At 70.8% G+C, this 26,425-nt stretch carries 25 protein-coding genes and 1 riboswitch; of the genes, 9 read left to right on the top strand and 16 right to left on the bottom strand.

Annotated features, from left to right (window positions below; genetic code table 11):
- The first annotated feature begins 113 nt into the window (after positions 1–113).
- Both L0H79_RS01785 and L0H79_RS01780 read left to right on the top strand, forming a co-directional pair.
- Positions 114–2,225, top strand: coding sequence for a DUF6541 family protein (locus L0H79_RS01785; RefSeq protein ID WP_301482821.1), 2,112 nt, complete (start codon positions 114–116; stop codon positions 2,223–2,225).
- Positions 2,226–2,255: 30 nt separating this feature from the next.
- A complete protein-coding gene (locus L0H79_RS01780; RefSeq protein WP_301482820.1) occupies positions 2,256–4,241 on the top strand; it encodes a DUF6541 family protein in 1,986 nt (661 codons plus the stop codon).
- A gap of 19 nt (positions 4,242–4,260) precedes the next feature.
- Here the strand turns inward: L0H79_RS01780 and L0H79_RS01775 are convergent, their stop codons facing one another.
- Positions 4,261–5,295: a glycosyltransferase family 2 protein gene (locus L0H79_RS01775; protein ID WP_301482819.1), complete on the bottom strand. Its 1,035-nt coding sequence runs from the start codon at positions 5,293–5,295 to the stop codon at positions 4,261–4,263.
- Positions 5,292–6,452, bottom strand: a complete 1,161-nt coding sequence (locus L0H79_RS01770; RefSeq protein WP_301482818.1) for an acyl-CoA dehydrogenase family protein — start codon at positions 6,450–6,452, stop codon at positions 5,292–5,294. The genes L0H79_RS01775 and L0H79_RS01770 overlap by 4 nt, the downstream gene beginning before the upstream one ends.
- A 79-nt stretch (positions 6,453–6,531) precedes the next feature.
- Between L0H79_RS01770 and wecB the strand changes: the two genes are divergently transcribed.
- From wecB to L0H79_RS01750, 4 genes are read left to right on the top strand one after another with little or no spacing between them, the layout of a single operon-like run.
- The gene (gene wecB, locus L0H79_RS01765; protein WP_301482817.1) at positions 6,532–7,599 is read left to right on the top strand and encodes a non-hydrolyzing UDP-N-acetylglucosamine 2-epimerase; all 1,068 of its coding nucleotides are present in this window, start codon (positions 6,532–6,534) and stop codon (positions 7,597–7,599) included.
- A complete protein-coding gene (locus L0H79_RS01760) occupies positions 7,596–8,735 on the top strand; it encodes a glycosyltransferase (protein WP_301482816.1) in 1,140 nt (379 codons plus the stop codon). Before wecB ends, L0H79_RS01760 begins: the two co-directional genes overlap by 4 nt.
- Positions 8,732–9,742 carry a hypothetical protein gene (locus L0H79_RS01755; protein ID WP_301482815.1) on the top strand — a complete coding sequence of 337 codons (1,011 nt, stop codon included), beginning with the start codon at positions 8,732–8,734 and terminating at the stop codon, positions 9,740–9,742. The genes L0H79_RS01760 and L0H79_RS01755 overlap by 4 nt, the downstream gene beginning before the upstream one ends.
- Positions 9,739–11,211, top strand: a complete 1,473-nt coding sequence (locus L0H79_RS01750; RefSeq protein WP_301482814.1) for a lipopolysaccharide biosynthesis protein — start codon at positions 9,739–9,741, stop codon at positions 11,209–11,211. Before L0H79_RS01755 ends, L0H79_RS01750 begins: the two co-directional genes overlap by 4 nt.
- A 17-nt stretch (positions 11,212–11,228) precedes the next feature.
- Here L0H79_RS01750 and L0H79_RS01745 read toward each other — a convergent pair whose 3' ends face one another.
- The 5 genes from L0H79_RS01745 to L0H79_RS01725 are packed head-to-tail and all read right to left on the bottom strand — an operon-like array spanning position 11,229 to position 16,453.
- Complete coding sequence (locus L0H79_RS01745) at positions 11,229–12,410, bottom strand: glycosyltransferase family 4 protein (protein WP_301482813.1); 1,182 nt, start codon at positions 12,408–12,410, stop codon at positions 11,229–11,231.
- A complete protein-coding gene (locus tag L0H79_RS01740) occupies positions 12,407–13,399 on the bottom strand; it encodes a Gfo/Idh/MocA family protein (protein ID WP_301482812.1) in 993 nt (330 codons plus the stop codon). Before L0H79_RS01740 ends, L0H79_RS01745 begins: the two co-directional genes overlap by 4 nt.
- Complete coding sequence (locus L0H79_RS01735; protein ID WP_301482811.1) at positions 13,399–14,487, bottom strand: DegT/DnrJ/EryC1/StrS aminotransferase family protein; 1,089 nt, start codon at positions 14,485–14,487, stop codon at positions 13,399–13,401. The genes L0H79_RS01740 and L0H79_RS01735 overlap by 1 nt, the downstream gene beginning before the upstream one ends.
- Positions 14,484–15,080 (bottom strand): acyltransferase, encoded by a 597-nt coding sequence (locus L0H79_RS01730; RefSeq protein WP_301482810.1) that lies wholly within the window; start codon positions 15,078–15,080, stop codon positions 14,484–14,486. The genes L0H79_RS01735 and L0H79_RS01730 overlap by 4 nt, the downstream gene beginning before the upstream one ends.
- Positions 15,077–16,453, bottom strand: coding sequence for a nucleotide sugar dehydrogenase (locus tag L0H79_RS01725; RefSeq protein ID WP_301482809.1), 1,377 nt, complete (start codon positions 16,451–16,453; stop codon positions 15,077–15,079). Before L0H79_RS01725 ends, L0H79_RS01730 begins: the two co-directional genes overlap by 4 nt.
- A gap of 122 nt (positions 16,454–16,575) precedes the next feature.
- Positions 16,576–16,690: riboswitch (SAM riboswitch) on the top strand.
- A 90-nt stretch (positions 16,691–16,780) separates the two neighbouring features.
- On the opposite strand from L0H79_RS01725, the gene L0H79_RS01720 reads away from it, so the two are divergent.
- The gene (locus tag L0H79_RS01720; protein WP_301482808.1) at positions 16,781–18,103 is read left to right on the top strand and encodes a bifunctional o-acetylhomoserine/o-acetylserine sulfhydrylase; all 1,323 of its coding nucleotides are present in this window, start codon (positions 16,781–16,783) and stop codon (positions 18,101–18,103) included.
- 17 nt (positions 18,104–18,120) lie between these two features.
- The gene (locus L0H79_RS01715) at positions 18,121–18,732 is read left to right on the top strand and encodes a class I SAM-dependent methyltransferase (protein WP_301482807.1); all 612 of its coding nucleotides are present in this window, start codon (positions 18,121–18,123) and stop codon (positions 18,730–18,732) included.
- Positions 18,733–18,752: 20 nt separating this feature from the next.
- Here the strand turns inward: L0H79_RS01715 and L0H79_RS22125 are convergent, their stop codons facing one another.
- Both L0H79_RS22125 and L0H79_RS01710 read right to left on the bottom strand, forming a co-directional pair.
- Entirely contained in the window at positions 18,753–18,920 is a 168-nt protein-coding gene (locus L0H79_RS22125) for a hypothetical protein (RefSeq protein WP_367652421.1), read from the bottom strand.
- Between the two features lie 60 nt (positions 18,921–18,980).
- Positions 18,981–19,772, bottom strand: coding sequence for an LLM class F420-dependent oxidoreductase (locus tag L0H79_RS01710; protein ID WP_367652420.1), 792 nt, complete (start codon positions 19,770–19,772; stop codon positions 18,981–18,983).
- Between the two features lie 113 nt (positions 19,773–19,885).
- Here L0H79_RS01710 and L0H79_RS01705 point away from each other — a divergent pair, with 113 nt between their 5' ends.
- Positions 19,886–20,350: a CoA-binding protein gene (locus tag L0H79_RS01705; protein ID WP_301482806.1), complete on the top strand. Its 465-nt coding sequence runs from the start codon at positions 19,886–19,888 to the stop codon at positions 20,348–20,350.
- Between the two features lie 58 nt (positions 20,351–20,408).
- On the opposite strand, the gene purE is transcribed toward L0H79_RS01705, so the two are convergent.
- From purE to L0H79_RS01670, 7 genes are all read right to left on the bottom strand, one after another.
- Positions 20,409–20,900, bottom strand: a complete 492-nt coding sequence (gene purE / locus L0H79_RS01700; RefSeq protein ID WP_301482837.1) for a 5-(carboxyamino)imidazole ribonucleotide mutase — start codon at positions 20,898–20,900, stop codon at positions 20,409–20,411.
- A gap of 56 nt (positions 20,901–20,956) precedes the next feature.
- Positions 20,957–22,147 (bottom strand): 5-(carboxyamino)imidazole ribonucleotide synthase, encoded by a 1,191-nt coding sequence (locus tag L0H79_RS01695; protein ID WP_301482805.1) that lies wholly within the window; start codon positions 22,145–22,147, stop codon positions 20,957–20,959.
- The gene (locus tag L0H79_RS01690; RefSeq protein ID WP_301482804.1) at positions 22,140–22,730 is read right to left on the bottom strand and encodes a GtrA family protein; all 591 of its coding nucleotides are present in this window, start codon (positions 22,728–22,730) and stop codon (positions 22,140–22,142) included. Before L0H79_RS01690 ends, L0H79_RS01695 begins: the two co-directional genes overlap by 8 nt.
- Before the next feature lie 92 nt (positions 22,731–22,822).
- On the bottom strand, positions 22,823–23,854 hold the full coding sequence (locus L0H79_RS01685) for a sensor histidine kinase KdpD (protein WP_301482803.1): 1,032 nt from the start codon (positions 23,852–23,854) through the stop codon (positions 22,823–22,825).
- A gap of 2 nt (positions 23,855–23,856) precedes the next feature.
- Positions 23,857–24,537 carry a response regulator transcription factor gene (locus L0H79_RS01680; protein ID WP_301482802.1) on the bottom strand — a complete coding sequence of 227 codons (681 nt, stop codon included), beginning with the start codon at positions 24,535–24,537 and terminating at the stop codon, positions 23,857–23,859.
- Positions 24,538–24,714: 177 nt separating this feature from the next.
- Positions 24,715–25,755, bottom strand: coding sequence for an adenylate/guanylate cyclase domain-containing protein (locus tag L0H79_RS01675; protein ID WP_301482801.1), 1,041 nt, complete (start codon positions 25,753–25,755; stop codon positions 24,715–24,717).
- Between the two features lie 7 nt (positions 25,756–25,762).
- Positions 25,763–26,425: biotin--[acetyl-CoA-carboxylase] ligase (locus L0H79_RS01670; RefSeq protein ID WP_301482800.1), on the bottom strand; the 663-nt coding region annotated here is incomplete at its 5' end.

Genomic DNA, 26,425 nt, shown 5'->3' with positions numbered 1-26,425 from the left:
GCCATGCCATGCCAAGGCGCGCCGTTCTGGAGAACCCGATACCTTCAGCGGTCGGCTACTATGTGCGGGCCACGAGGCCGATGCCTGATGCAACGTACTGCCCGAGGAGTTCCATGGGGATTCTGGTCCCGGGGACCACCTCATGGCCGGAGGCCATCCCGATCATCCTGCTGGGCCTGTCCGTGCTCTTCGTCCCCGGACTTGTCGCCGCGCTTGTGCTGCGGCTTTCGCTGCTGGCCTCCGTTGCCGTAGCCCCTCTGCTCAGCACCGCCTGCGTGGCTGGGGCAGGGATCGTATATGAGAGGTTGGGGGTGCGCTGGGGTGTCCCGGCCTTCGTCGGTGCTGTGCTGCTGCTGTGGTCAGGCGCGTGGGCCCTGAACCGCGCACAGGCGTCCCTATCCGGGTCGTCGCGGCTGCGGACGCGCGTCGGCGCCGACGATCGCCACCGGAGCCGTATGGTCGCGTGGGCCCGCGAACTGAGGTCTCCGACGTTCCGGGCGGTCGGCATCGGAACCCTGCTCGCCTTCGCTGTCGTCTGCCTTTCGGTGTTACCCGAGGTCGGCACCCCGGAGGCGATCCCACAACACCCGGACACCATCTTTCACCTCGGGGCGGCTGAATGGATGCTCGAGTCAGGCTCCATCTCGTCACTGACCGTGGGGCGGTTCGCCGCCCCCGGTACCAACAGCTTCTACCCGGCTGCCTTCCATGGCTTCACGGCCACGATCGCGATGCTCACCGGAACATCGGTCGCGGTGGCCACCTCAACGTTCGTCCTGGTCCTCGTCGGTGTGGTCTGGCCGGTCGGGTGCATCTGGCTCGCCCTGAGCCTGCTGGACAACCGACCGGCCGTGGCGATCGGCGCCGGGATCATGTCCGCCGCCTTCACGGGCTTTCCGTACCTGCTCATGGGCTACGGAGTCCTTTGGCCAAACCTCTTCGGGCAGACCATGCTCCCCGCGGCGTTGGTCCTCTTCCTCTGCGCGATCCGGTCCAGGGGTTCCTCGACGCTCATCCATCCGAGCCGTCTGGTCTCGTCGTGCCTGCTGGTCGTCTCGCTCGTGGCACTCGTCCTAGCGCATCCCAGCGCACTGATCGCGTTCGGGGTGATGGCCGCGCTCATCCTGCTGGCCGGCGCCGTAGCCTTCGCGGCCCGGCACCTGCGGGATGACCCGATGCGAGGAGTGGGCCGGCTGGTCGTCGCCGTGGTGCTCGTCCTTGTCGGTACCGCCGCAATGACGATGCTGCGCCCTGCGTCCATGGTCGGTGCGGCACGCTACGGACCGGACGACACGGCCGCCTTCGCGTGGACGTCGATGCTGCTCTTCGCGCCGGGCAAGGAACTGCCCCTCTGGGCTCTCGCAATAGCGACCGGTGCTGGCGCTCTCGCGATCCTCATCCGACGCCCAGGGGCGCGCTGGGTCGTTGCCGCGCTCAGCCTCTTCCTAGCGCTCTACTGGCTCAATGTCGCCGTGGATACGACGTGGGTGCGTTACCTCACGTGGCCCTGGTACAACGACGCCTTCCGGTTGCAGGCCGTGGCCATCCTTCCGGCAGTCATCGCGGCCACCGCCGGGGTGGTGGCCATGGCGGACGTCTTGGGCAACTCCCGAGTGTTCCGCCGACAGGGCCTCGACAGAGCTGCTCCCGACCGTCCGTCCCTCGCCACCCGATGGTCATCGAGGATGGGCGCAGCCACCCTCGTCTCTCTCAGCTTCCTCCTGGTGACCGGAGGTGACTATCTGCACCAACACCGACACGTCCTGCACACCTACTTCCACCCATCGGTCGAGGAGTCCTGGGTCAGCGACCAGGAACTGCAAGCACTGCACGACCTTGCCTCGCATCTGCCCGCGGACGCCGTGGTGGCCGCCAACCCGTGGAACGGCGCGACCTACCTCTATGTGATCAGCGGCCGCCGGCTCCTGGTGCCCACGGAGAAGGCCAAGATGAGCCAGGACCAACAGCTCCTGTCGAAGCACCTGAATCAGGTCGGCACCGATCCCGCCGTATGTGCCGCCGCCGAGCGGTACCACGTCGAGTGGGCGATCACCGGCGGAGAGGCCTACTCCTACGCGGGCGACCGCGTCGACCAGTACACCGGGATCGACCTGGTCGGCTCCTCCCCGGCGTGGCGCCGCGTCGCCAGAGCCGAGCCCTACACGCTCTACCAGCGAGTCGCGTGCGCTACCGCCGCTCCGCTGATCGACGGCAGCGCGCGCTAGAGTGGGCGCGCGCGGGCCGGGTCAATGCCGATGGCCCCTCCGCCAGTCGAGCTTCCGGAGGACCTGTTGGGCGTGCTCATCCCCGGGTCGACGACCTGGCGCGAGGCGATCCCGATCTTCGTGGTGGCGGTCGCCCTGCTCTTCGTGCCGGGCACGGTGGCGGCACTCGCGGCCCGCGTCAAGCCGCTCGCAGCCGCCGCGGTCGGCCCGGTCCTCACGACGAGCTTCCTGACCGTCTCCGGTGTCGTATGCGGTGCGCTTGGGATCGCGTGGACGAGCAGTGTCCTCGTGGTCAGCCTCGCCCTCTGCGTTGTCGTCGTGGGGGCCCTGGGCCGGTGGCTGAGCCGACGGCATACCCTGCCCGACGGCGGTCCACTGTTCGCGTCCCTGGTCGGCGTCGCCGCTGCGCTGGCCATCGTGCTGCTGTCGATCCGCAAGGAGATCGACACACCCGAGGCGATCCCCCAGCACCCCGACACGATCTTCCACCTCGGTGCCGCGCAGTGGATGCTCGAGCACGGTGACATCTCGGTGCTGCACGCGGCAGGGTTCGCGTCACCGAGCGGCACCGGCTTCTATCCCGCGGCGTTCCACACCTTCACGGCGAGCATCGCCATGCTCACCGGGAGCTCGGTCGTCGTCGCGACCACGGTCTTCGTGCTGGCCGTCGTCGGGATCGCCTGGCCACTGGGCTGCATCGCCCTGGCGATGTCGCTGCTGGGGCGGCGGTCCGCCGTCGCCGTGTCAGCCGGAGTCGCCTCGGCCTGCTTCACCGGCTACCCGTACTTCCTCATGGGCTTCGGGGTGCTGTGGCCGAACCTCTTCGGCCAGGCGCTACTGCCCGCTGCGCTGCTGCTCGTCATGTCCGTGGTCGGCTCACTCGCCAGACCCCCCTTCGTGGCCGCGCCGCGCCGCACCGCCGCGCTCCCGCTGGCCGTCTCGCTCCCGGGGGTCGCCCTGGCGCACCCCAACGCCTTCGTCGCGATGTGCGTCTTCGCCGCCCTCATCGTGCTCGGGCGCGCGCTGGCCTTCGCCTGGTCTCATCGGACCGACCGGCGAAGGCTGGCCGGGGGCATCGGCATCGTCGTGGGCGTCCTGCTCGTCGGAGCGGTCGGGCTGGTGCTGCGGCCCGCGAGCATGTTCGACACCGGGGCTCCCGGGCCCGAGGAGAGCGCGGCCCGCGCGTGGCACGACCTGCTCATCTTCGCGCCGCGCGAGACCAAGGACCTGACGCTGCTCGCCGTCCTCGTCCTCGTCGGCGTGTTCGCCATGTTGGGCCGGCACCGGGGGAGCCGATGGGTCGTCCTCGGACTCGGAGTCTTCCTCGCCCTCTTCTGGCTGAACGTGGCCGTCGACTCGCCTGCGGTCCGGTTCTTCACCTGGCCGTGGTACAACAACGCGGTCCGACTGCAGTCCGTCGCGATCCTTCCCGCGGTGATCGCCGCCACGGCGGCATTCGTCCTGCTGGGGGACCTGGCCGCTCGCGTCATCCGAGCCAGACACGCGGGTCTGGCTGTGACGGGCGTCGCGCTGCTGGTCTTCCTGGCGGTCACCCACGGCTACGTCGGTGCGCACGAGCACATCCTGCACCGGTACTTCCACCCGAAGCCGGCCGACTCCTGGGTGAGCGACCAGGAGCTGCGCTCCCTGCGGGCCCTGTCCGCCCACCTGCCGCCGGACGCCGTCGTTGCGGCCAACCCGTGGAACGGCGCGACCTACCTCTACGTCGTGAGCGGCCGGCGGCTGCTGATCCCGACGGAGAAGGCGGACACGAGCACGGACCGGCAGCTCCTGGCGAAGCGCCTCGACGAGGTCGGCAGCGACCCTGCCGTCTGCGCGGCCGCCGAGCGGGAAGACGTGGACTGGGCGATCACGGGCGGGCAGCCCTTCTCCTGGGCGAACGGGCGGGAGAAGCGCTATGCCGGCATCGACGACGTCGGCAGCTCGTCTGCCTGGCGGCAGGTCGCCACGGCGGCGCCATACACGCTGTACGAGCGAGTCGCCTGCGCACGCTGAGGAGCGGGCACACCGGCGGTCACGACTTCGCCAGATCCCGCGGGCTGGTCAGGAAGCCTGCCCCCCAGGCCCAGTGCATGGTGGCCAGGACGAGCGGGGCCAGCGCCCTGGTCCGCATGCTCTCGCCCTTGGCGATGGCCAGTCCCCCGGCGGTGACCGCTGCCGCATACGCCGCCGGCACGAGCCAGGCCGGCCTCCAGCGGGCCCCGACCAGCAGGGCGGTGGCCGTCCCGAGCACCATCGTCGGCGGAGCGAGGTAGCGCAGGTTGATGGTGCCCTCGTGGTGCCGTGCCACGACATGGCGCCACCGTCCGTAGTGGAAGTACTGCTTGGCCAACCCGCGGAACGTGCTCCGGGGACGGTAGGTGACCTTGAGCTCGGGCATGAACCAGACCGTGCCGCCAGACTGCCGGATGCGGTGGTTCATCTCCCAGTCCTGTGCCCGGGCGAAGTGGGGGTCGTAGCCGCCCACCCGTTCGAGCGCCTCGCGCCGGAACACGCCGAGGTAGACGGTCTCCGCCTCCCCTGCCTGCCCACCGGTGTGGAACGCCGAGCTGCCGACCCCGATCCTGCTGCGCATCGCGCAGGCCACGGCTCGCTCGAAGTCGTCGGTGCCCCGGGCGTCCATCATGCCGCCGACGTTGTCCGCACCGACGCGGATGAGCTCACGGACGGCGGTCGACACGTAGTCGCCGGGGATCTCCGCGTGACCGTCGACGCGCACGATGATCTCGCCGGTCGACGCCGCGATGGCGGCGTTGAGGGCATCCGGGGTGCGCCCGGTCGGGTTGGGCACCGTGCGGACCCGCGGGTCGGTGGCCTGCAGACGGCCGGCGACCGCGTCCGTCCGGTCGTGTGACGGACCGAGTGCCAGCACGACCTCGAACGGGCCTGCGTAGTCCTGGGCAAGGACCAGGTGCACGGCGTCGGCCAAGTGCCGCTCCTCGTCGAGGACCGGAAGTATGACGCTCACCGGCGGAAGGTCGGCCTCGCTGCCTGCCGCGCCGGCTGAGACGCGGTCACCCGGGTGCGCCGCGCTCATCGCGTCAGTCACCCCAGCAGCTGACGCGCCATCACGATGCGCTGGACCTGGTTGGTGCCCTCGTAGATCTGGGTGATCTTGGCGTCTCGCAGCATCCGCTCGAGCGGGAAGTCCTGGGTGTAGCCGGCCCCGCCGAGCAGCTGCACCGCGTCGGTCGTCACCCGCATCGCCACGTCCGAGGCGTAGCACTTGGCGGCGGCGCCGAAGAAGGAGAGGTCCTTGTCCTGGCGTTCGGACTTGGCTGCGGCGACGTAGACCATCTGCCGGGCGGCCTCGAGCTCCATCGCCATGTCGGCCAGCATGAACTGGATGCCCTGGAAGTCGGCGATGTGCTTGCCGAACTGCTTGCGCTCCTTGACATAGGCCAGTGCACCGTCGAGCGCGCCCTGCGCGATGCCGACGGCCTGCGCCCCGATCGTGACGCGGGTGTGATCGAGTGTGCGCAGCGCGATCTTCAGACCGTCACCGAGGGCTCCGACGAGCCGGTCGCCGGGGATCTTGACGTGGTCGAAGTGCAGTTCGCGCGTCGGGCTGCCCTTGATGCCGAGCTTGCGCTCCTTCTCGCCGAAGGTGAACCCGGCGTCGGACTTCTCCACGACGAAGGCGCTGACGTTGCTGCCGCGCTTGCCGTCCGGGTCGGTCACCGCGAGCACGGTGTAGTACTCGGACACGCCGGCGTTGGTGATCCACGACTTCTGCCCGTTCAGGATCCAGTCGTCCCCGTCCGGGGTCGCGCGGCACTTCATCGACGCGGTGTCGGAGCCGGCCTCCCGCTCGGACAGGCCGTAGGAGAAGGCGGCCTCCCCCGCGGCCAGGGGCGTGAGGTAGCGCTTCTTGACGTCGTCGCTGGCCGCCAGGATCAAGGGCAGCGAGCCGAGCTTGTTGACCGCCGGGATGAGCGAGCTCGAGGCACAGACCCTGGCGACCTCCTCGATGACGATGCACGTCGCGAGAGCGTCGGCTCCGACGCCGCCGTACTCCTCCGGTACGTGTGGGGCGAAGAAGTCCGAGGCGACGAGTGCCTCGTGCGCCTCCTGCGGGTAGCGGGCCTTCTCGTCGACCTCCGCGGCGAAGGGGGCGATCTTGTCCTCGGCTACCGCGCGCACCGCCCCGCGCAAGGCCTCGTGGTCCTCGGATGTCCTGAACAGGTCGAAGTCGGGATTCGTCACGACTCGATGCTACCCGGGCGGTCGGTCCCTGACCTGTCCGGCGAGGTGACCGGGGCCGTGCGCCGGTAGGGTCGCCGACGTGAAGATCCTCAGCGTCGTCGGGGCCCGCCCGCAGTTCGTCAAGCTGGCCCCGATGGCCGGCGCGATCGCCGCGGCCGGCCATGAGCACGTCATCGTGCACACGGGCCAGCACTACGACGTCAACATGTCCGAGGTCTTCTTCCGGGACCTCGGCATCTCGGCCCCCGACGTGCACCTCTCGGTCGGCTCGGCCTCCCACGGCCGCCAGACCGGAGCGATGCTCGCCGGCATGGACCAGGTCCTCGAGGAACGCCGGCCGGACTGGGTCCTCGTCTATGGCGACACGAACAGCACCGTCGCCGGCGCCCTCTCCGCGGTCAAGATGCACATCCCGGTCGCCCACCTCGAGGCCGGCCTGCGGTCGTTCAACCGGCGCATGCCCGAGGAGCACAACCGGGTCCTGACCGACCACGCGGCCGACCTCTGCCTGGCCCCCACCGAGGTGGCGATGGGCCACCTCGCGCGGGAGGGCCTCGCCGAGCGCTCGGTCCTCGTCGGGGACGTCATGACCGATGTCCTGCTCAAGGTCCGAGACGCGGTCCGCGGCTTGCCGGCCGGCCTCCCCGCGAGCCTGGACGGGCGACCGTTCCGGGTCGCGACGCTGCACCGCCCGGACAACACCGACGACCCCGACCGGTTGCGTTCGATCATCGCCGGCCTGGCCGGCCTCGAGACGCCCACGCTGCTGCTGGCACATCCGCGCCTGCGGGCTCGTGCCGCCGACTTCGGCATCTCCCTCGAGCAAGGCACCCTGCACGTGGGCGACCCGCTGTCCTATCCGCAACTGGTCCGCCTCGTCATGGCCGCCTCCGGCGTCGTGACCGACTCGGGCGGCGTGCAGAAGGAGGCCTTCCTGCTGCGGGTGCCGTGCACCACGGTCAGGACCGAGACCGAGTGGACCGAGACCGTCGAGCTGGGCTGGAACGTCCTCGCCCCCGACCCGCGGCACCTGTCCGGCGCCGTGAACCGGCCGACTCCGCCGGCGACCGACGCCGCACCATACGGTGACGGGCGCACCGCGCACCGCGTCGTCGACGCACTCCAGCAGGCACTGGGTGCTCGATGAGCAGACACCGGATCCTCTGCATCTCGCTTTCCCCGATCGCGCGCGACGGCCGGGTGCTGCGTCAGCTCGGCGTGCTCACCGAACATGGCGACGTCACGACGGTCGGCTTCGGCCCGACGCCCGACGGCGTTGCCGAGCACCTCGAGGTGCCGCCGTCCGCCACGCTTCCGCAGACGCTTCCCGGAGTCGCCCGCCTCGGACTGCGCCGGTATGCCGCCAGCGAACTCGCTGCGCCAGCGGTCCAGCATGCGATCCGCCTGATCGGTGAGAGTCGGTTCGACCTGGTCGTGGCGAACGAGGCCCGGGCCCTCGGGCTGGCCTTCGCCGTCAGCCGAGGGGCACCCGTCTGGGGTGACATGCACGAGTGGGCTCCGGGAGAACGTGACCAGGTGCGGCTGTGGCGGCTCCTGGTGGCCCCGTTCATGGACCACCTGTGCCGCACCTACCTGCCGGCCTGCGCGGCGGTGACGACCGTCTCGCTGGGCATCGTCGACGAGTACGAGCGCGTCTACGGCGTGCGAACCGAGCTGGTCCGCAACGCGCGCCCCTGGGTCGATCTCACGCCGACCCCGGTCGTGGGCGACGGCCCACTGCGCCTCGTGCACAGTGGTGGCGCCGAGCCCGGCCGGCGGATCGACCGGCTCATCGACACCGCCCGGATGGTGCCGAACGCGACCCTCGACCTCTACCTCGTGCCGGCCAACGACGGCGGCAAGCACCTGGCCGAGCTTCGCGAACAGGCGGCGGCGGGCCCGGGTGTCACGATCCACGACCCGGTCGCTCCGAGCGACCTGCCCCGCGAGCTGAACGGCTATGACGTCGGGATCTTCCCGCTCGTCCCGCAGAACTTCAACATGGAGCACACACTGCCCAACAAGCTCTTCGACTTCCTTCAGGCCCGCCTCGCGATGGCCGTGACGCCGAACAGCGAGATGCGGCGCTTCGTCAGCGAACACGGCCTCGGTGTCGTGTCGGACGACTTCTCGCCGGAGTCGTTCGCGGCAGCGCTGGGGGCACTGACGCCCGAGCGGGTCCGCGGCTTCAAGGAGTCGGCCCACCGTCAAGCCCGAGCCCTCAGCAACAGCACCGATGTCGCGACGAGCCGGGCCATCGTGGACCGGCTCCTCGCGCGATGAACACGAGCCGGGGCGCACGGGCCGTGACCGACCCAAGCGTCCTGCACGTGGGCGAGGCGGCCGGAACCGCTCGTCAGCTCCTCGACGAGGCACACCGACGCGGTTTGAGGTGGGACCATCTACCGTTGGCCGACCCTGACCTGGGTTGGCCCGGGCCGCTCGCCGGGGCACAGAGGGGGGCGCGCGGCGTGTCCTGGCTCGTGCGCCTGCGGATGCTGGCCTCTCGCCGCGACATCGTCCACATCCACTCGGCCGCGACGTTCGGGCACAGCCGGTATGCGGTGCGACGCTTCGTCCTGCACTGCCACGGCACCGACGTGCGCACGGCGCAGTACGAGCCAGGCCTCGGTCCGGTCGTGCGCGCCGCGCTACAGATCGCCGAACGTGTCCTGTACTCGACGCCAGACCTCGCCGAGCACGTGCTCGGCCGGCGGGCCGACGCAACGTACTTCCCGGTGCCGATCGAGGTCGGCCGGCTGCCCCTGTGGTCACGACCCACGCGTCCGCGGGTCGTCTTCGCCTCCCGCTGGGAGGCGGTCAAGGGGCTCGAGCGCCAGCTCGGCGTCGCGAGGTCGCTGCGCGCCGCGCTGGGTGAGGGCGCACAGATCGTCGGGCTCGACTGGGGTCCGGCGGCAGCCGAGGCGCGGGCCGCCGGGGTCGAGCTGGTCCCGCGTCTCGGTCACGCGGCATACCTCGGCTGGCTGGCCGGCGCGACGGCTGTGATCGGGCAGGCGAGCGGCATACTGTCCGCCTCGGAGCTCGAGGCGCTCGGCACCGGAGCCCCCCTGCTGTTGCCGGTCCCCCTGCCGCTATACGCCGAGGACCCGCCGCCGGTGCTCGGTCACGACATCGAGAGCGTCGTCGAGATCGCCCGCAGCCTGGTCGTCGGCGCCCCACACGATGCCGCCGCGGGCCACGCATGGGTCGAGCGGGTGCACGGCACCGGGCAAGCCGTCGACACGCTGTGCTCCCTCTACGCCGACGTGCTCGCCACGAGGGACCGATGATGCATGCCTATCTGCGTCCGCTGCGCGTACAGCACTCCAGAGGAGTCTCCGTCGCCGCCGGGGGGGCACTGTCAATGGTCGGCCTGCTCGCCCAGGGCGTGCTGCGATTTGCGACCATCTGGCTCGTCGGTCGCGTGGCCGGACCGGTTCTGGCCGGTACGGTCGCCGCAGCCATAGCCACCGCAAGCCTCCTGGTCCTCCTGTGGCCGACGACGGCCGGATCGGCCGCCTCGAAGTACATCGCGGTTGCGCGAGGTGGTGGCGACACCGCCGAGATCGGCGCCGTCGCCGCCCACTTCCGGCGCCGGGCGACGCTGACCGGGATCCTGGTCGCCGCGCTCTCGATTCCCGTTTGGGTCCTCATGCAGGACGGCAGGTTGCTCGATGGGCTCTGCGTCGCTGTCCTGGCGCTCGCCTATTCGGGATACAGCTTCGTGCGCGGGGTGCTCTTCGGCGCCCAGCAGATGGCCCGCGCCACGACTTGGGACGTAGCGTCCTCCGTGCTGGGTCTGCTCGCCCTCGGCGCGGCACTGCTGGCCGGGGTGGGAGGGGGTGCCCTGCTCCTCCCGGTGGCCGGGGCATACGCGCTCTACAGCCTCGCGAGCTGGCCGTGGCGCCTGCCGGAGCACGACCCGCTCTCGCGTGCCGTGCGGCGCGAGCTGGACCATTTCGTTGCTCTCGGCGCGGTCGGTTCTCTGGCGAGCTCCGGGTTCCTCCAGCTCGCGATGATCGTCGCGCGCGCCACCGACCCCGAGGGGGCGGGTCAGTTCGCGGCGGCCATGTCCACGGCGACCCCGGCCTCGATGCTCGCCGCCGCGCTGAGCCTGGTCCTGCTGCCCTCGCTGTCCGAGGCCCTCGGAAGCGGCGACCGGGACCGGTTCCGCATCATGTCCGACCGGGCCAACCGGGTGCTCATCACCGTGATGGTCGCGACCTTCGGCTCCCTCGCGCTCGGCGCCAGGCTGGTCATGACGATTCTCTGGGGACATCGCTTCGCCCCGGACTCTCTCCTCTTCCCGCTCCTCGTGCTCGCGCTGCTCGCCTCGAACTCCAGCGTCGCGAGCGTCAACGCGTTGGCGGCTCGCTCGCGGCGCGGGGTCCTGATCACCACTCTCGCGAGCATCGCCGGGCTGCTCACGGGAGTCGTGGTGTGGTGGCTGTTCATCGGGCGGCTCGGGGTGCTCGCCGTCGCCGTGGGCTACCTCGTGGGAGCCGTCGTCACCAATGTCGTGCCCCTGGCCGCCGAGTGGCGGGTGGGCGCCCACGCGTGGGCCGGACTGGCTGCCCGATCGGTGACCGCCGTGGCGGTCGCGTGCGTGGGGTTGTACGTGCAGCGGGCGTTCGACATCTCGATCTGGCTCGACCCGGTCGTCGTCGCCGTCTTCCTGCTCGGCTGGCTGCTCGCCAGCCGCCGCGACCTCGCCTCGCTGCACCTTCGCCTGCCGGGCCGTCGACCGACCGCGAGGTGAGTGAGCCCGCAAGCCAGTCAGGAGCCGAGAGCGGCGATCACTCCTGCCGCCGCGACGCGGCCCTGAGCGCGCAGGGACGCGTTGCCGCGCGTCCACGTGATGCACCGTAACGACAGCTCGTCGCGCTCCGGCGATGGCTGGCGCAGGGCCGCCAGCATCGCCACCGCGACCGCGTCGACATCGTAGCCCGGGGCCCATCCCAGCCTGGCCTGCTCGACGAGCTGCTGGCCTGCGCCCGCCCCGGCGTAGACGACCGGCGTACCACAGGCCGTCGCGGCATAGATCTTGGTCGGCTTGGCGAAGTCGTAGCCGAGGCCCGGTTTGATCGAGACGAGGGCGGCCCGCGCCCCGCGGATCCACGCAGCACAGGTGGCGGGTGGGACGACGCCGCGCGACTCGACAGCACCCGGCGCGATCCGGTCCGCGAGCGCCATGATGTCCGTGACCGCGCTGCCCTGGCCGAGCAGGACGAGGCGGGCACCGGGTACCTGGACACGTACCTTCGCCAAGGCCTCGACGAAGACCTCGGCCCCCTGCCATTCCGACATCGTGCCGGTGTAGACGAACTCAGCCGGTGCCTCCGGTGTCGGGCCTTTGGGTGTGAAGACTTCGGTGTCGACCCCGTTGCCGACAACGATGAGCCGATCCCGGGAGACTCCGAGCCCGGCGATGCGTTCGGCAACCTCGTCACTGATGCACAGCACCCGTAGCGCACCCCTGGCGACCCACGACTCGGCAGCCCGCATGCCGGCGACGACTGCCCGCGGAGCACCCATCGAGGCGACGCCGTCGCTCCACACGTCGCCCGCGTACCAGACATACGGCCTTCGATGGACGGCCAAGGCCACGCGCGAGACCAGGCCGGTCGTAGGTGGAGGCTCGACGATCGTGACGTCCGAGCGAGACGACAGGAGCATCCGCACGAACAGGGGCACGTCGAAGGACAGGTACTGGACGTAGCCACGGACGTTTCCGCCGGCGTCGCGCAGGACCGGCCAACGGCGCACCGTCAGGGCACCGTCGGCGCCGGGAGGCACCTCGGCCGGAGGACGCGTAGTCAGCACCTCGACAGCGCGTCCTGCATCGGCGAAGGCGTCCGCCAGCACTCGCAAGCGAAAGGCGGCCGCCCCGACCTCGGGCGTGAAGAGCCGGCTGACGAGCCGGACCCGAGCGTCATGCCGCCGCCGACGCACCCTCACGTCTGGAACGTGACGACCGAGCCGCCCCGGGCTGACTCGATCATCGCCTCGGCGACGAGCACAGTGTTGTGACCATCGCGCATCGTGACGATGTCGGCCTGCTTGCCCAGCACGGCATCGCGGAACTGTTCGTGCTCGACGCGCAGCGGCTCGGGCTTGGCGATGGCGTAGCGGATGACGTCACCCTCCGTGACACCGCGGAACTGGGCGATCTCGTCGCGAGTCACCCGCACGGAGCCGTTGGCGAAGAAGGTCAGGTCGGCGGTCAGGGTGTCGGCGACGAACGCGCCCTTCTCCCCGGTGATCGTGGTGACGCGCTCCTTCAGCGGGGAGAGCCAGTTGACCAGGTGGTTCGTGACGGTGTCGTCGGCCAACAGGCCGGTCGCGGCGACGAGGTCCTCGTGCCGGCGACCGCTCTTGAAGGCCGTGTTCGCGCTGACCCGACGGTACGGCTGCTGCGTGACCCAGGCGGTCAGGTCGATGTCGTGGGTAGCGAGGTCCTTGACGACGCCGACGTCGGCGATCCGGGCCGGGAACGGGCCCTGCCGACGGGTCGCGACCTGGTAGACCCGGCCCAGCTCACCGGCCGCGATCCGTGCCCGCGCCTGCTGCAGGGCGGGGTTGTAGCGCTCGATGTGCCCGACCGCCCCGACCAGACCCGCGGACTCGAACGCCGCCACGAGCCGCTGCGAGGACGGCCCGTCCTGGGCCAGCGGCTTCTCGACCAGCGCATGCACCCCGGCCCTGGCCAGGGCCAGCCCGACCGGCTCGTGCAACGCGGTCGGCACCGCGACGACGCAGTAGTCCAGGCCGCGGCCGATGAGCTCCTCGACGGTGGCGAGCACCGGCCGGCCTCCGGCCACGCCGTGCACGTCGCCGCCGGGGTCGGCGACCGCGACCAGGTCGACCCCCTTGAGGGAGGCCAGCACCCGGGCATGGTGTCGACCCATCATGCCCAGCCCGATCAGGCCCGCCCGCAGGGTGCCCATCACGCGCCCGCCCCGGCCAGCGCGTTCACCGCGGTGACGATCCGCTCCAGGTCTGCCGGGCTCACCGAGGGATGCACCGGCAGGGACAGGCACTGGGCCGCCGCCCGCTCGGTCTCGGGCAGATCGGCGGCGACCTGGAACGGCGCCAGCCGGTGGTTCGGCACCGGGTAGAACATGCCCGACCCGATCTGGTACTCCTCGCGCAGCGCCGCTGCGAGACCGTCGCGGTCCTCGGGCACCCGTACCGTGTACTGGTGGTAGACGTGCACCGCGCCTGCGGCTACCGGGGGTGGTGTCACCGTCTCGAGGTTCGCGCTCAGGAACGCCGCGTTGTCCTGGCGACGCCTGGTCCAGCCGTCGACCTTCTTCAACTGCTCACGGCCGATCGCCGCGTGGATGTCGGTCATCCGCGCGTTGAATCCGACGACCTCGTTGTGGTACTGCCGCTCCATCCCCTGGTTCCGGTACAGGCGCAGGAGCCGCTCGACCTCGGCGGTGGAGGTCGAGACCATGCCGCCCTCGCCCGAGGTCATGTTCTTCGTCGGGTAGAGCGAGAACATCGCGAAGGTGCCGAACGCGCCGACCGGGGTGCCGTGCAGGGTGGCTCCATGAGCCTGGGCGGCATCCTCGAAGACCTGGATGCCGTGCTTGTCGGCGATCGCCATGATCGCGTCCATCTTCGCCGGGTGTCCGTAGAGGTGCACCGGCATCACGCCGACCGTGCGCGGCGTGATCGCAGCCTCGACCGCCGCAGGGGACAGGCAGAAGTCGTCGGCGTCGATGTCTGCGAACACCGGCGTCGCTCCCGTCAGCGCCACCGAGTTCGCCGTCGCCGCGAAAGTGAACGACGGCACGATGACCTCGTCGCCCGCTTTCACCCCGCACGAGAGCAGCCCGAGGTGCAGGCCCGAGGTGCCCGAGTTGACCGCGACACACGCCCGGCCGAGGCCGAAGTGCGCGGAGAACTCCTCCTCGAACGCTGCGACCTCCGGGCCCTGGGCCAGCATCCCGGAGCGCAGCACCCGGGTCACCGCGGCGACCTCGTCGTCGCCGATGAGGGGCTTGGCCGGTGGGATGAACTCACTCATGGCTCGATCTCCGTCAGTCTCTCGTTGTCCTCGCGGTACATGGCGCCCGTCTCGGGACACCGCCACCTGCCTACGCCCGCCGACTCGAGGGGCACGCCCGACCGGCCCACCCACCGGATCCGGCGGGCGGGGACCCCCGCGACGAGGGCGAAGTCCGGCACGTCCTTGATCACCACGGACCCGGCCGCGACGAGCGCCCACCGACCGATCGTCACCGGGGCGACGCACACCGAACGGGCACCGATGGAAGCTCCCTCACGACAGGTCACGCCGACCGCCTCCCAGTCGTCACCGCGCTTGAGCGTCCCGTCCGGGGAGACCGAGCGCGGGTACTGGTCGTTCGTGAAGACGACCGCCGGGCCGACGAACACCCCGTCCTCGAGCACCGCCGGCTCGTAGACGAGCGCATAGTTCTGCAGCTTGCAGTTGGCGCCCATCCGCACGCCCGGGCCGACGTAGGCGCCCCGCCCCACGATGCAGCCAGTGCCGAGCACGGCATCCTCTCGCACTTGGGCCAGGTGCCAGATCGAGGAGCCGTCACCGATCGAGGCAGCCTCGGCGACGTCTGCCGACGGGGCGATCCGGGCGCTCATCGGTGCGCCCCCGACTCGCTGACGAACGACCCGCCATCCTGCGCCCCTGAGATCTCGCCCGCCGCGGTGTCGCCCCTCTCGGCCTGGCCGACGACGAGGAAGCGCACTCCCTGGAACCGGTCCCGGTCGAGCACCTTGCGGCCGTCGACGACGACCTGGACGCCTGGGACGTCCGAAGCGCCGATCTCGCGGTACTCCGGGTGGTCGGCCTGCACGATGACCACGTCGGCGGGGCCGCCCAGCTCGTAGGCGTCCCAACCGAGCTCGTGCAGCTCCGCAGCGGTGTACATCGGGTCGTGGACCATGACCCGTGCGCCACGCTCGCGTAGCGCCTGCACCGTGGCGAAGATCCCGGAGAACGCCGTCTCCTTGACCCCACCACGGTAGGACGCGCCGAGCACGACGACGCGCCGCCCGGCCAGCGACCCCAGCACGTTCTCGGCCAGGCCCACGGTGTAGGCCGGCATGGCCACGTTGGCCTCGCGGGCCGCCCGCACCACCGTCGCGTCCGGGTCGTTCCACAGGTACAGGCGGGGATACACCGGGATGCAGTGCCCGCCGACCGCGATGCCCGGGCGGTGGATGTGGCTGTACGGCTGGGAGTTGCTCGCGGCGATCACCTCGTGGACGTCGATCCCGTGTGCGGCTGCGAACCTGCCGAACTGGTTGGCCAGCCCGATGTTCACGTCCCGGTAGGTCGTCTCGGCGAGCTTGGCCATCTCGGCAGCCTCGGTGGAACCGAGATCCCAGACACCGTTGCCACGCTCGAGGTCGGGTCGCTCGTCGAACTGCAGGACCTGCTCGTAGAAGCCCTTGGCCCGGGACGCGCCGCGTGGTGACAGCCCGCCGATGAGCTTGGGGTAGCGCCGCAGGTCGGTGAAGATCCGTCCCGTGAGCACGCGCTCCGGTGAGAAGACGAGGTCGAATCCCTCGCCCTCGGTCAGGCCTGAGCCGTGCTCGAGCCGAGGCTTCCACCGCGTCCGTGTCGTGCCCACCGGCAGGGTCGTCTCGTAGACGACCAGGGTCTGGTTCTCGGCTCGTAGCCCGCGAGCGATGTCGTCGGTCGCCGCGTCCATCCAGCCGAAGTCGGGGCGTGCGTCCTCGTCGACGAACAACGGGACGACGACGACGACCGCGTCGCTGCCGCTGACCGCCTCGGCCGTGTCGGTCGTCGCGCTGAACGAACCGGAGCCGACCACGCCGGCCAGGTACTCGGCCAGGTGCGCCTCACCGGGGAACGGCGGTGTCCCGGTGTTGACCTGCTCGACGACGCGCTCGTTCACGTCGGCACCGAGGACCCGGTGGCCGGACCGGGCGAACTGCACGGCGAGGGGCAGGCCGATCTTGCCCAGTCCTACGACGGTGATCCTCACGGTGCTCCTTCGGGTGTCGGCTGATCGGCGTTCATCCTAGCCCCGCGCCGATGGGGGCCCCGCCGTCCAGCATGAGGACAGCGGGCGCTGGAAACCCGCACGGCGGCATACCCTCGCAGACAGGTCATGAGCGCCAGCGCGAAGCCCCGGCTCGCTGGCCGGCAACCCTCCCACCCGCGGTGGGGTGCCCCGGGTGAGGACCGGGCCGACGGTTACCATCGCCGGCAAGCGCGGAGAGCCTTCTCCCGCACCGATGAGACACGTCGGTGCCCCGGCATCGACACCGAACCAATACCTATACCAAGCAACCGGATACGAGGAAGCACGATGGGTGACACCCCGAACTGGTCCTTCGAGACACGCCAGGTCCACGTCGGCCAGGAGCAGGCCGAGCCGACGACCGGCGCGCGGGCCCTGCCGATCTACCAGACGACCTCGTTCGTCTTCCGCGACACGGAGCACGCGAAGAACCTCTTCGCCCTCTCGGAGCTCGGCAACATCTACACCCGCATCATGAACCCGACGCAGGACGCGATCGAGCAGCGCATCGCCTCCCTCGAGGGCGGCGTCGGCGCCCTGCTGCTCAGCTCCGGCATGTCGGCGACCTTCTTCGCCATCGCCAACATCGCCGAGGCCGGTGACCACGTCGTCGCCAGCCCGGCCCTCTACGGCGGCACGGTCAACCTCTTCAAGCACACCCTGCCCAAGCTCGGCATCGAGGTGACCTTCGTCGACGACACGGCCGACCCCGACGCGTGGCGCGCCGCGGCACGACCCAACACGAAGGCCCTCTTCGGCGAGTCGATCGCCAACCCGAAGGCCGACATCCTCGACATCGAGGCCGTCGCCGCGGTCGCGCACGAGATCGGTGTGCCCCTCATCGTCGACAACACGATCGCCACGCCCTACCTGCTGCGCCCGATCGAGCACGGCGCCGACATCGTCGTGCACGCCGCGACGAAGTACCTCGGCGGGCACGGCAACTCGATCGCCGGCGTCATCGTCGACTCGGGCAACTTCGACTACGGGCAGTACCCGGAGCGCTTCCCCGGCTTCAACGAGCCCGACCCGAGCTACCACGGCCTCGTCTACGCCCGCGACCTGGGCGTCGACGGCGCCTTCGGGGTCAACCTCTCGTTCATCCTCAAGGCCCGGGTGCAGCTGCTGCGCGACCTCGGCAGCGCCATCTCGCCGTTCAACGCCTTCCTCGTCGGCCAGGGCATCGAGACGCTCTCGCTGCGCGTCGAGCGGCACATCGAGAACGCCCACAAGGTGGCCGCCTTCCTCACCGGCCACGACCAGGTCGAGCGCGTCGTCTGGGCTTCGCTGCCCGACGACCCGAACTTCGAACGGGCCCAGAAGTACGTCCCCAAGGGCGCCGGTGCGGTCCTTTCCTTCGAGATCGAGGGCGGCCTCGAAGCGGGCAAGAAGTTCGTCGAGGGCTTGACCCTGCACAGCCACGTCGCCAACATCGGCGACGTCCGGTCGCTGGTCATCCACCCGGCTTCGACGACGCACTCGCAAGGGCCCGAGGAGGACCGTCTCGCGGCGGGGGTGACCCCCGGGCTCGTGCGCCTGTCCGTCGGCATCGAGCACATCGACGACATCATCGCCGACCTAGAGCAGGGCTTCGCCGCCGCAAAGGCCTGACCCGTCGGAGGCAGCACATGTCGTGGTTCTACAGGTTGGCGTACGCGATCGGCTTCACGCCCTGGGACCAGAGCGAGACCGTCCCGGGCGAGGGCGACCAGGTCCTCGGCGTTCTCGCCGCGCAGGAGAACGGCGAGCCGCCCCCGCACGGGCGGGCGGTCGACGTCGGCTGCGGGAAGGGGCGCTACTCGATCGCGCTCGCCCAGCGTGGCTGGCAGGTGACCGGCGTCGATGCGGTCCCGAAGGCGCTGGCCCTGGCGCGGCAGCGCGCGCAGGAGCACCGCGTGCAGGTCGACTTCGTCGAAGGCGACGTGGGCCGGCTCGACCACCTCGTCGCGCCCGGCGCGGATCTGCTGCTCGACGGCGGCTGCTTCCACGGGATGTCAGACGGGGATCGCACCCGGGTCGTCCGTGCCGAGAGCGAGATCGCCAGGTCGGGGGCGACTCTCGTCATGGTCGCATTCCACCCGATGGCCGGACCCGGCCCGCGGGGTGCCACCCGGGACGACATCGTGGCCGCCTACCACGGGTGGCGCCTCGTCGACGACGTGGCGCTCGAGATTCCGGCGGGCGCCCGGGGCCCCGCGGCGCGGGCGCGGCCCTGCATCTATCGCCTGCGCAAGCTGTGACCGCGCCGGCGGGCGGTCCCTCAGGCGCGCAGGGCCGGCACCACCTGCGAGGTGAACAGGTCGATCCCGGACCGGTCGTAGGCCGCCTCGAAGAAGTTCGTGATCGCGTAGGCCAGGCCCAACTCGGCCAGCCCTCGGAACGTCTCGATGATCTGCTCAGGGGTCCCGACCGCCGGGCCTCGACGCATCGCCTCGACGTTGCGCTCGACCTTCCGCTCGGGGATGCCGCCGCGGCGCAGGGTGTCGGCCTAGAACCGGAATCGCTCGTCCAGCTCGGACTCGGTCTCGGCGATGAAGACGTTGTAGTCGGCGGTGCGGACGATCGAGCCGAAGTCGCGGCCGACAGCCTCGCAGTGCTCCCGCAGCACCTCGCTCTTGCGGGCGAAAACGTCCGGCGTCCCGTCGACGTTCGCGTAGTCCGCGTAGCGAGCCACGATCTTGAGCGTGACCTTCTCGCCACCGCCGGCGATCCACATCGGTATGCCGTTCAGCTCGCTCCCCGGGGCCACCGTCCCCTGGAGGGGGCGCGGGTAGCAGCGGGCCTGCTCGACCTGGTAGTAGTCGCCGTCCAGGGTGGCGCGTCCGGTGGTCCACATCTCCCGCAGGATCGCGACGCCTTCGCGGAGCCGGCCGAGCCGCTCCCGGGCCGGTGGGAACCCGTAGCCGTAGGCACGCCATTCCTGCTCGTACCAGCCTGCGCCGATGCCCATCTCGAGGCGGCCTCCGGAGATGTGGTCGATGGTCGCGGCGGCCTTGGCGAGGTAGGTCGGGTGACGGTAGCTGATGCACGTGCACATCTGGCCGAGACGCACCCTGCTGGTCGTCGCGGCGAGGCCCGCCATGAGCGCCCAGGCCTCGTGGGTGGCCTCTTCGCTCGGCGCCGGCACGGTGTGGAAGTGATCGAAGACCCAGATCGACTCGAAGGCCTCGCCCTGGTCGACGTAGCGTGCCAGTCCGTTCATGGCGTCCCACTGCTGCTCGGGTTCGATGCCGACCAGGTCCATCCGCCAGCCCTGTGGCACGAAGATTCCGAAACGCATGAACGCCATCCTCGCACGCACCACCTCCGGGTCGAGCCGGCACCAGGTCTCGGTCCAGTGGGCACCACCTCCCGGTCGAGCGGTCCAGCCGCCTGCATGTGAGGATGGGCCCCATGACGCCGCATCACAACGATCCAGCCGTCGTCCGGGACCTACTCGCGACGCCGGCCACGTGGGCCGTCGTCGGTCTGGGAGACAATCCCGACCGCACTGCATACGGCGTCTCCCGCTGGCTGCAGCGAGAGCTCGGCATGCAGCTCATCCCGATCCACCCCAGAGCCGACGTCGTGCACGGAGAGAAGGGCTTTGCCTCCCTTGCCGACATCCCTGACGACACGAAGGTCAACGTGGTGGACTTCTTCGTCAACAGCTCGCATGTCGGATCGCTCGTCGACGAGGCGATCGAGCAGCAGGAACGCCTCGGGATCGAGTCGCTGTGGCTGCAGCTCGGCGTGCTCGACGAGGACGCCGCCGCACGCGCCGAAGCCGCCGGCCTTCACGTGGTCATGGACACGTGCCCGAAGATCGAGTACCCCAGACTCGTCCCCGGTGACGGTGCAGGCGCTGTCACCGACTGAGAAGACGCAGCTGCCGGCGGCGGGCTCCCGGGGACCTTCGGACTCGACGGGGAGGCGGTCAAAGCTCGCGGGTGACCTCGGCCCGCAACGACGCGCCCTTGGCGTGGGCCTGGTCACGCAGGTCCGACCGGAACTGCGTCATGCGACGACGTACCGCCACCCCCAGCTCGTCACCGGCCGAGCCGATGATCCGCGCCGCGAGCAGCCCGGCGTTCCGGGCACCGCCGATCGACACCGTCGCGACCGGCACCCCCGCCGGCATCTGCACGATCGAGAGCAGGGAGTCCATGCCGTCCAGGTACTTCAGCGGCACCGGTACCCCGATGACCGGCAGTGAGGTCACCGACGCGAGCATCCCCGGCAGGTGCGCCGCCCCCCCGGCTCCGGCGATGAGGACCCGCAGGCCCCGGCCCGCGGCCTGCTGCCCGTAGGCGATCATCTCCTCCGGCATCCGGTGCGCGGACACGACGTCGGCCTCGAAAGGGATCGAGAACTCCTGCAACGCCTGTGCCGCCGCGCGCATGACTGGCCAGTCACTGTCGCTGCCCATGACGATCCCGACGACAGCGCCGCTGCCAGGTTTGCGTGTCTCTGCGTCCACCACGCTCACTCCCTCACCAGGCCCGTCAGGTAGTCCGCTGCGTGGCCCGCCCGCTCGCGAGCCACCTGCAGGTCGTCGGAGCTGACATTGACGTGCCCGATCTTCCGGCTCGGCCGAACCCCCTTGCCATACACGTGGATCTTGGCCGCGGGGTCGCGCGCCATGATGTGTCGGTACGCCGGGTAGAGCTCATCGTCCTGGCCGCCGAGCACGTTGGCCATGACCGTCCACGGCGCCCGCGGTCGAGGGTCCCCGAGGGGCAGGTCGAGCACCGCCCGCAGGTGCTGCTCGAACTGACCGGTGACGGCCCCGTCCATGCTCCAGTGGCCCGAGTTGTGCGGTCGCATGGCCAGCTCGTTGACGACGTACGGCGAGTATCCCGCGAGTCCCACCTCGAACATCTCCACCGCGAGCACGCCCGTCACGCCCAGCTCACCGGCGATCCGCAGCGCCGCCTGCGTCACGAGCGACGCCAGCGGCGGGTCCAGGCCGGGGGCCGGCGCCAGCACCTCCGTGCAGATGCCCTCGGTCTGCACCGTCTCGACGACGGGCCACGCCGCAGCCTGTCCCGACGGGCTGCGGGCGACGAGCACCGCGAGCTCACGGACGAAGTCGACACGCTCCTCGAGGAGCACTCCTTCCTCGAGGGGCCCGGGCGCGCCGACCCGTTCGAGCCACCCGGTCAGCTCGTCGACCGAGCCGACGAGCAGGACCCCCTTGCCGTCATACCCGCCTCGTGGGGTCTTCGCCACGACGGGCCAGCCGACCTCCTCGCCGAACGCGGTGACGTCGTGGGCCGTCCGGGCAACCGTCCACCGCGGGCAGGCGATGCCCATTGCGCTCAGCCGGCGGCGCATGACGAGCTTGTCCTGGGCGTGCCGCAACGCGGCCGGTGTCGGGTGCATCACGACGCCATCCGCCTCGAGCGCCCCGAGCAGCGACGGGGGCACGTGCTCGTGGTCGAAGGTGAGCACGTCGCAGGATGCGGCGAAGGACCGCACCGCGTGCAGGTCGGTGTGTTCGCCGACCGGGGCGGACGGAATCGCGAGTGCCGCTGCCGCGTAAGCGTCCTCGGCGAGGACCGACAGCTGGATGCCGAGCTCGATCGCGGGTCCCTGCATCATCCGCGCCAGCTGCCCGCCACCGACGACTCCGACGACGGGGAAACCTCCGGGCGTGCGCTTCGGCTCAGTCACGACGACCAAGGGTAGTCGTCGAGTCGGCGCCCCGGCCGGGGCCACCAGGAGTCGGACGGGGCGCCCGCACGGCAGCGAAAGTCCAGAGCTTGTTCAGCACGAACGACACCGGCGTGACCACGCCGATCACGATGAGCTGGGCCCAGTAGAGCCGCGTCCGCAGGCCGGTCGAGTCGTCCAGCACCGCGGGTGGCAACGCGAGGAACGACCCCGGATGCATGAGCAGGGTCAGCAGGACCAGGCCGATCGCCTGCCCGATGAGCCCGACGACGAGGAACGGCCAGTACTCGCGCCACCAGGCTTGGTGTCGGTCGCTCCGGAAGGTCCACGACCGGTTCAGCTGGAAGTTCCACAGGTTTGCGACGAGGAAGGCAACGGTCGAGTAGATGTGGTACCAGCGAACATTGAAGGCGGTGAGCGGGATACCGACCGCTGCTCCGTCCGGGTCGGGGCCGAGCCGTTTGAGCAGGATCAGGACGATCATGTTGACCAGGACACCGGACCCGCCGACCAGGCCGAAACGCAGAAACAGCAACCAGTTGTGCCGGTGCCGCACCAACACGTAGTCCCGGATCCGGCCCACGTGTCGAGACTAGCCCGAGACCAGCCCCATACGGGCAACCCCCCGTGCACCGCCCACACAAGCCGTCGCAATGTACGGGGGCGCGAGCGCCGTCAGGGGTCGACCGCCTCGGACAGGAAGATGGCGAACCGGGGTGGCTGGGCCTGGACCAGGTCGAGCCGGCCACCGTTGGCCTCGGCGAGGTCGCGGGCCAGCGCCAGACCGAGACCGGTACTGCCGCTCGTGCCGGTACTGACCGACCGCTCGAAGATGTGCGGAGCCATGGTGGGAGGCACTCCATCGCCTTGGTCGCTCACCTCGACGATGACCGAGGGGCCGGACCGGCGTGCTTGCACCTCGACCGTGCCACGGCCGTGCATGAGCGAGTTCTCGAGCAGCGTGGAGAGCACCTGGGACAGGGCGACGGGGGTCATCCGTACGAGCAGGCCCCGCTCGCCATGGACGTGGACCGACCGGCGGGCCTGCTCGAAGGCCGGCTGCCATTCGCGCTGGAGCGCCGCGATGACCGAGTCGAGCGAGACCGCCGGCGGCCGGCCGCCGTTGCCGGCTCGGTTGCGTCCGAGCAGGTCGTCGACGACCCGGGTGAGGCGCTCGACCTGGGCGATGGCGATCATCGCCTCTTCCCGTGCGACGTCCGGTTCGTGCGTCTCGGAGATCTCCTCGAGGCGCATGAGCAGCGCGGTCAACGGGGTGCGGAGCTGGTGCGAGGCGTCGGAGGCGAAGTCACGCTCCTCCGCGAGCGATCGAGCCATGTCGTGGGCGCGCCGCGCGATGACCTCCGAGACCGTATCGAGCTCGACGATGCCCGTCCGAAGCGGGCGCAGCCGCGCCTGACCTGCAGCCAACCGGTGGCTGAGCTCGACGAGATCGGCCGAGGCAGCCGTGATGTCCCGTCTCAGCGGGAGGGTCACGAGCGTGCCGGCGCCCCACGCGACCAGGAAGATGGCGATGACGGTACCTGCCGCCCGAGCCAGCCCGACCCCGGTGCCGAGCTGGAACCACGAAGAGAAGGCCGCCGGGCCACCCGCATGGATCCACCAGCCGGCCCCGGTGACCAGCAGCGCCGCGGTCCCGGCGGAGACACCGGCCCCGACAGCGGCGATCCGGTCGAGCTTGCGGCGCACGCTCACTCGGCTGCCGGTTGGTCGAACCGGAAGCCGACCCCACGCACGGTGGCGATGTACCGCGGGTCCTGCGCCCCGTCGCCGAGCTTGCGACGCAGGACGGAGATGTGCATGTCGAGGGTCTTGGTCGACCCGAGCCAGTGGGTGTCCCAGACCTCGCGCATGAGCTGCTCGCGCGAGACGACCCTGCCCTGCTCGCGGAGGAGCACCCTCAGCAGGTCGAACTCCTTGGCCGTCAGCTGCAGCTCGTCGTCATGGAACCAGGCACGCCGACCCTCCGGGTCGATCCGCACCGGGTCGCCCGAGGCCGGGACTGGCTCGCTCGGCGTGCGCCGCAAGAGCGCCCGCACCCGGGCGAGCAGCTCAGCGAGGCGAAACGGCTTGGTCACGTAGTCGTCGGCACCGGCATCGAGGCCGACGACGGTGTCGACCTCGTCGGCCCGCGCCGTGAGGATGAGGACGGGAACGCTGCGGCCCTCCGCCCGGATCCGGCGGCAGACCTCGAGCCCGTCGACCCGTGGCAGCCCAAGGTCGAGCAGGACGAGGTCGGGGTTGTCCTTGGCTCCCTCGAGCGCGGCCTCGCCGTCCTCGCGGACGTCGACGTCATACCCCTCCCGCCGGAGCGCTCGGGCCAGTGGCTCGGAGATCGTGGGGTCGTCCTCCGCCAACAGCACTCGAGTCACAGTCAGGCTCCTCTTCCGATGCCACTTCCCGCGGTTGGCCCCGAGCGCAGCCTATCGAGTGCGCGGCCCGCAGCGCACAGGCAGCCGCCAGTGACGGACGAACCTGCCCACTCCACCGGGAGAAGGCCCGCCCGACGGGAGAGGGTGCCCACGCGACGGGGGTGGTGCGCCCCGGGCTCACCCCGGCCGGCGACCACCGCTCGAGGCGCGCCGCAGCACGGAGGGCGTCACCGTCCCAACGCCTCGTAACACCCGCCGACGTCTGCCGTGCAGCTCGAATCCGGACAGCTCCGCGAGCTCACGGGCCGTGGGCCCGTCGACGAGGACCGTCCCGGCCGGGGCCGCAGCAGTGAGCCGCGAGGCCCGGTTGACCGTCGTACCGAAGATGTCGCCCATCCGTGAGACGACCGGGCCACGCGCCACGCCGACCCGCACGTCCGGCAGCAGGTCGTCCTCCTGGATCGCGTCGACGAGGTCGAGCGCGATGGCCGCGGCCGGCGCGGCCGGCGCCGCCGTGAAGAGCACCTCGTCCCCGACGGTCTTGACCAGCCGACCGTCGTGCGCCGTGATGACGTCAGCCGAGAGGGCCTCGAAGCGCTGGACGAGCCGAGCCAGCTCGCGCTCGGACATCTTCCGGACGAGGGCGGAGAAGTTGACGAGGTCGGCGAAGCCCACCGACCTGACCTTGGTCGTCCCGTACTCCTCCGGTTCCGCGTCTGCGATCATCCGAGCCACCGTGGCGCTCAGGTGGCGACGCCAGGCGTAGACGAGAAGCGGCTCGAGCCGGTCGCTGAGGTCCACGATCCGCCGGGCGGTCTCGGTGGCCGCATCGAGGGTCGGCAACCGAAAGGTCTGGTCGGTGTCGGCGGCTCGTCCAGCCGTCAGCTCGTCCTCGACCGCCTCGGCGATGAGCTGTGACTGCCAGCCGGCGAGGCGGTCGGCGGACCGGGCGAAGGCGCGTGCCAGCGACAGGGCTGTCGGCTCGTCGAGTGCGCCGTCGCGGACCAGACCCGTAAGGGAGGCGAGAGCCTCACGGTCGGCCTCGGTGAACATCACGTCGTCGCCCGCGACGACGGGAAAGCCGAGAGCGTGCCAGAACTTGCGCGCGGACACCAGCGAGACCTCGGCGCCGCGGCTGACATCGCGACCGCGAAGGGTCCGGGGCCGCCCGAGAAGGACCTCGGGATAGTCCGGTTCCGGCCGGTCCGGCTCCGTCATGCCTCGATCATGCCAGCCCGCCGTCCGGCCGCCGGACGTGCTCGACGTCCCCCGCAGCGAAGGCCCGCCTGCCGTCGGTCGTGCTGACGAGCAGCGTCGCCCCGGTCCCGATGCCGGTGGCCGTCCCCTCGACGAACACACCACCGGACAGATGCACACGCACCCGTTGACCGAGGGTGCTGCACAGCCTTCGGTATGCCGCTGTCGCCGCCGTTCGCTCACCGGTGGCCTCCGGCGTGAAGAGCCTGCCCAGCTCGGCGAGGTAGGCGATGACGAGCTGCTCCCGGCCCACCGGAGCACCGGCGAGGGACAGGGAGGTGGCCGTCGCGACGGGCAGCTCGGCCCGCGCCTGGTCCACGTTGACGCCGGTCCCGATGACGACGTGCGTCCCGGTCCCGTCGGCGACCAGCTCGCACAGGATGCCGCTGACCTTGCGGTCGCCGTCGTCGGCGATCAGGACGTCGTTGGGCCACTTGAGCCTCGGGGTGAGCGGCCGGCCTGAAGCGGCCGAGACGGTGCCGATGGCCCGGCTGAGGGCGACCCCGGCGAGCAGGGGCACCCAGGGCAGGTCGGCCGACCTGGCCGCGGGGACCGAGACGGACATCGAGACCGCTGCCCGGTCCGGCACCTGCCAGCCCCGGCCGAGCCGCCCCCGCCCCCCGGTCTGGTG

This window comes from Intrasporangium sp. (assembly GCF_030452765.1).
GTDB lineage: Bacteria > Actinomycetota > Actinomycetes > Actinomycetales > Dermatophilaceae > Intrasporangium_A.
Note: the sequence above shows the minus strand (reverse complement) of the source record. Positions and strands in the feature narration are given on the sequence as shown.

Bases quoted from the DNA above. Each gene is read 5' to 3' on its own strand.
- L0H79_RS01730 (WP_301482810.1), bottom strand. From the start codon at position 15,080: ATGAGCGCCCGGATCGCCCCGTCGGCAGACGTCGCCGAGGCTGCCTCG.
- L0H79_RS01675 (WP_301482801.1), bottom strand. From the start codon at position 25,755: ATGACGGAGCCGGACCGGCCGGAACCGGACTATCCCGAGGTCCTTCTC.
- L0H79_RS01735 (WP_301482811.1), bottom strand. From the start codon at position 14,487: ATGAGTGAGTTCATCCCACCGGCCAAGCCCCTCATCGGCGACGACGAG.
- L0H79_RS01785 (WP_301482821.1), top strand. From the start codon at position 114: ATGGGGATTCTGGTCCCGGGGACCACCTCATGGCCGGAGGCCATCCCG.
- L0H79_RS01715 (WP_301482807.1), top strand. From the start codon at position 18,121: ATGTCGTGGTTCTACAGGTTGGCGTACGCGATCGGCTTCACGCCCTGG.
- L0H79_RS01760 (WP_301482816.1), top strand. From the start codon at position 7,596: ATGAGCAGACACCGGATCCTCTGCATCTCGCTTTCCCCGATCGCGCGC.
- L0H79_RS01720 (WP_301482808.1), top strand. From the start codon at position 16,781: ATGGGTGACACCCCGAACTGGTCCTTCGAGACACGCCAGGTCCACGTC.
- L0H79_RS01750 (WP_301482814.1), top strand. From the start codon at position 9,739: ATGATGCATGCCTATCTGCGTCCGCTGCGCGTACAGCACTCCAGAGGA.
- L0H79_RS01780 (WP_301482820.1), top strand. From the start codon at position 2,256: ATGGCCCCTCCGCCAGTCGAGCTTCCGGAGGACCTGTTGGGCGTGCTC.
- purE (WP_301482837.1), bottom strand. From the start codon at position 20,900: ATGGGCAGCGACAGTGACTGGCCAGTCATGCGCGCGGCGGCACAGGCG.
- L0H79_RS01740 (WP_301482812.1), bottom strand. From the start codon at position 13,399: ATGGGCACCCTGCGGGCGGGCCTGATCGGGCTGGGCATGATGGGTCGA.
- L0H79_RS01755 (WP_301482815.1), top strand. From the start codon at position 8,732: ATGAACACGAGCCGGGGCGCACGGGCCGTGACCGACCCAAGCGTCCTG.
- L0H79_RS22125 (WP_367652421.1), bottom strand. From the start codon at position 18,920: ATGCGTCGAGGCCCGGCGGTCGGGACCCCTGAGCAGATCATCGAGACG.
- L0H79_RS01705 (WP_301482806.1), top strand. From the start codon at position 19,886: ATGACGCCGCATCACAACGATCCAGCCGTCGTCCGGGACCTACTCGCG.
- L0H79_RS01710 (WP_367652420.1), bottom strand. From the start codon at position 19,772: ATGCGTTTCGGAATCTTCGTGCCACAGGGCTGGCGGATGGACCTGGTC.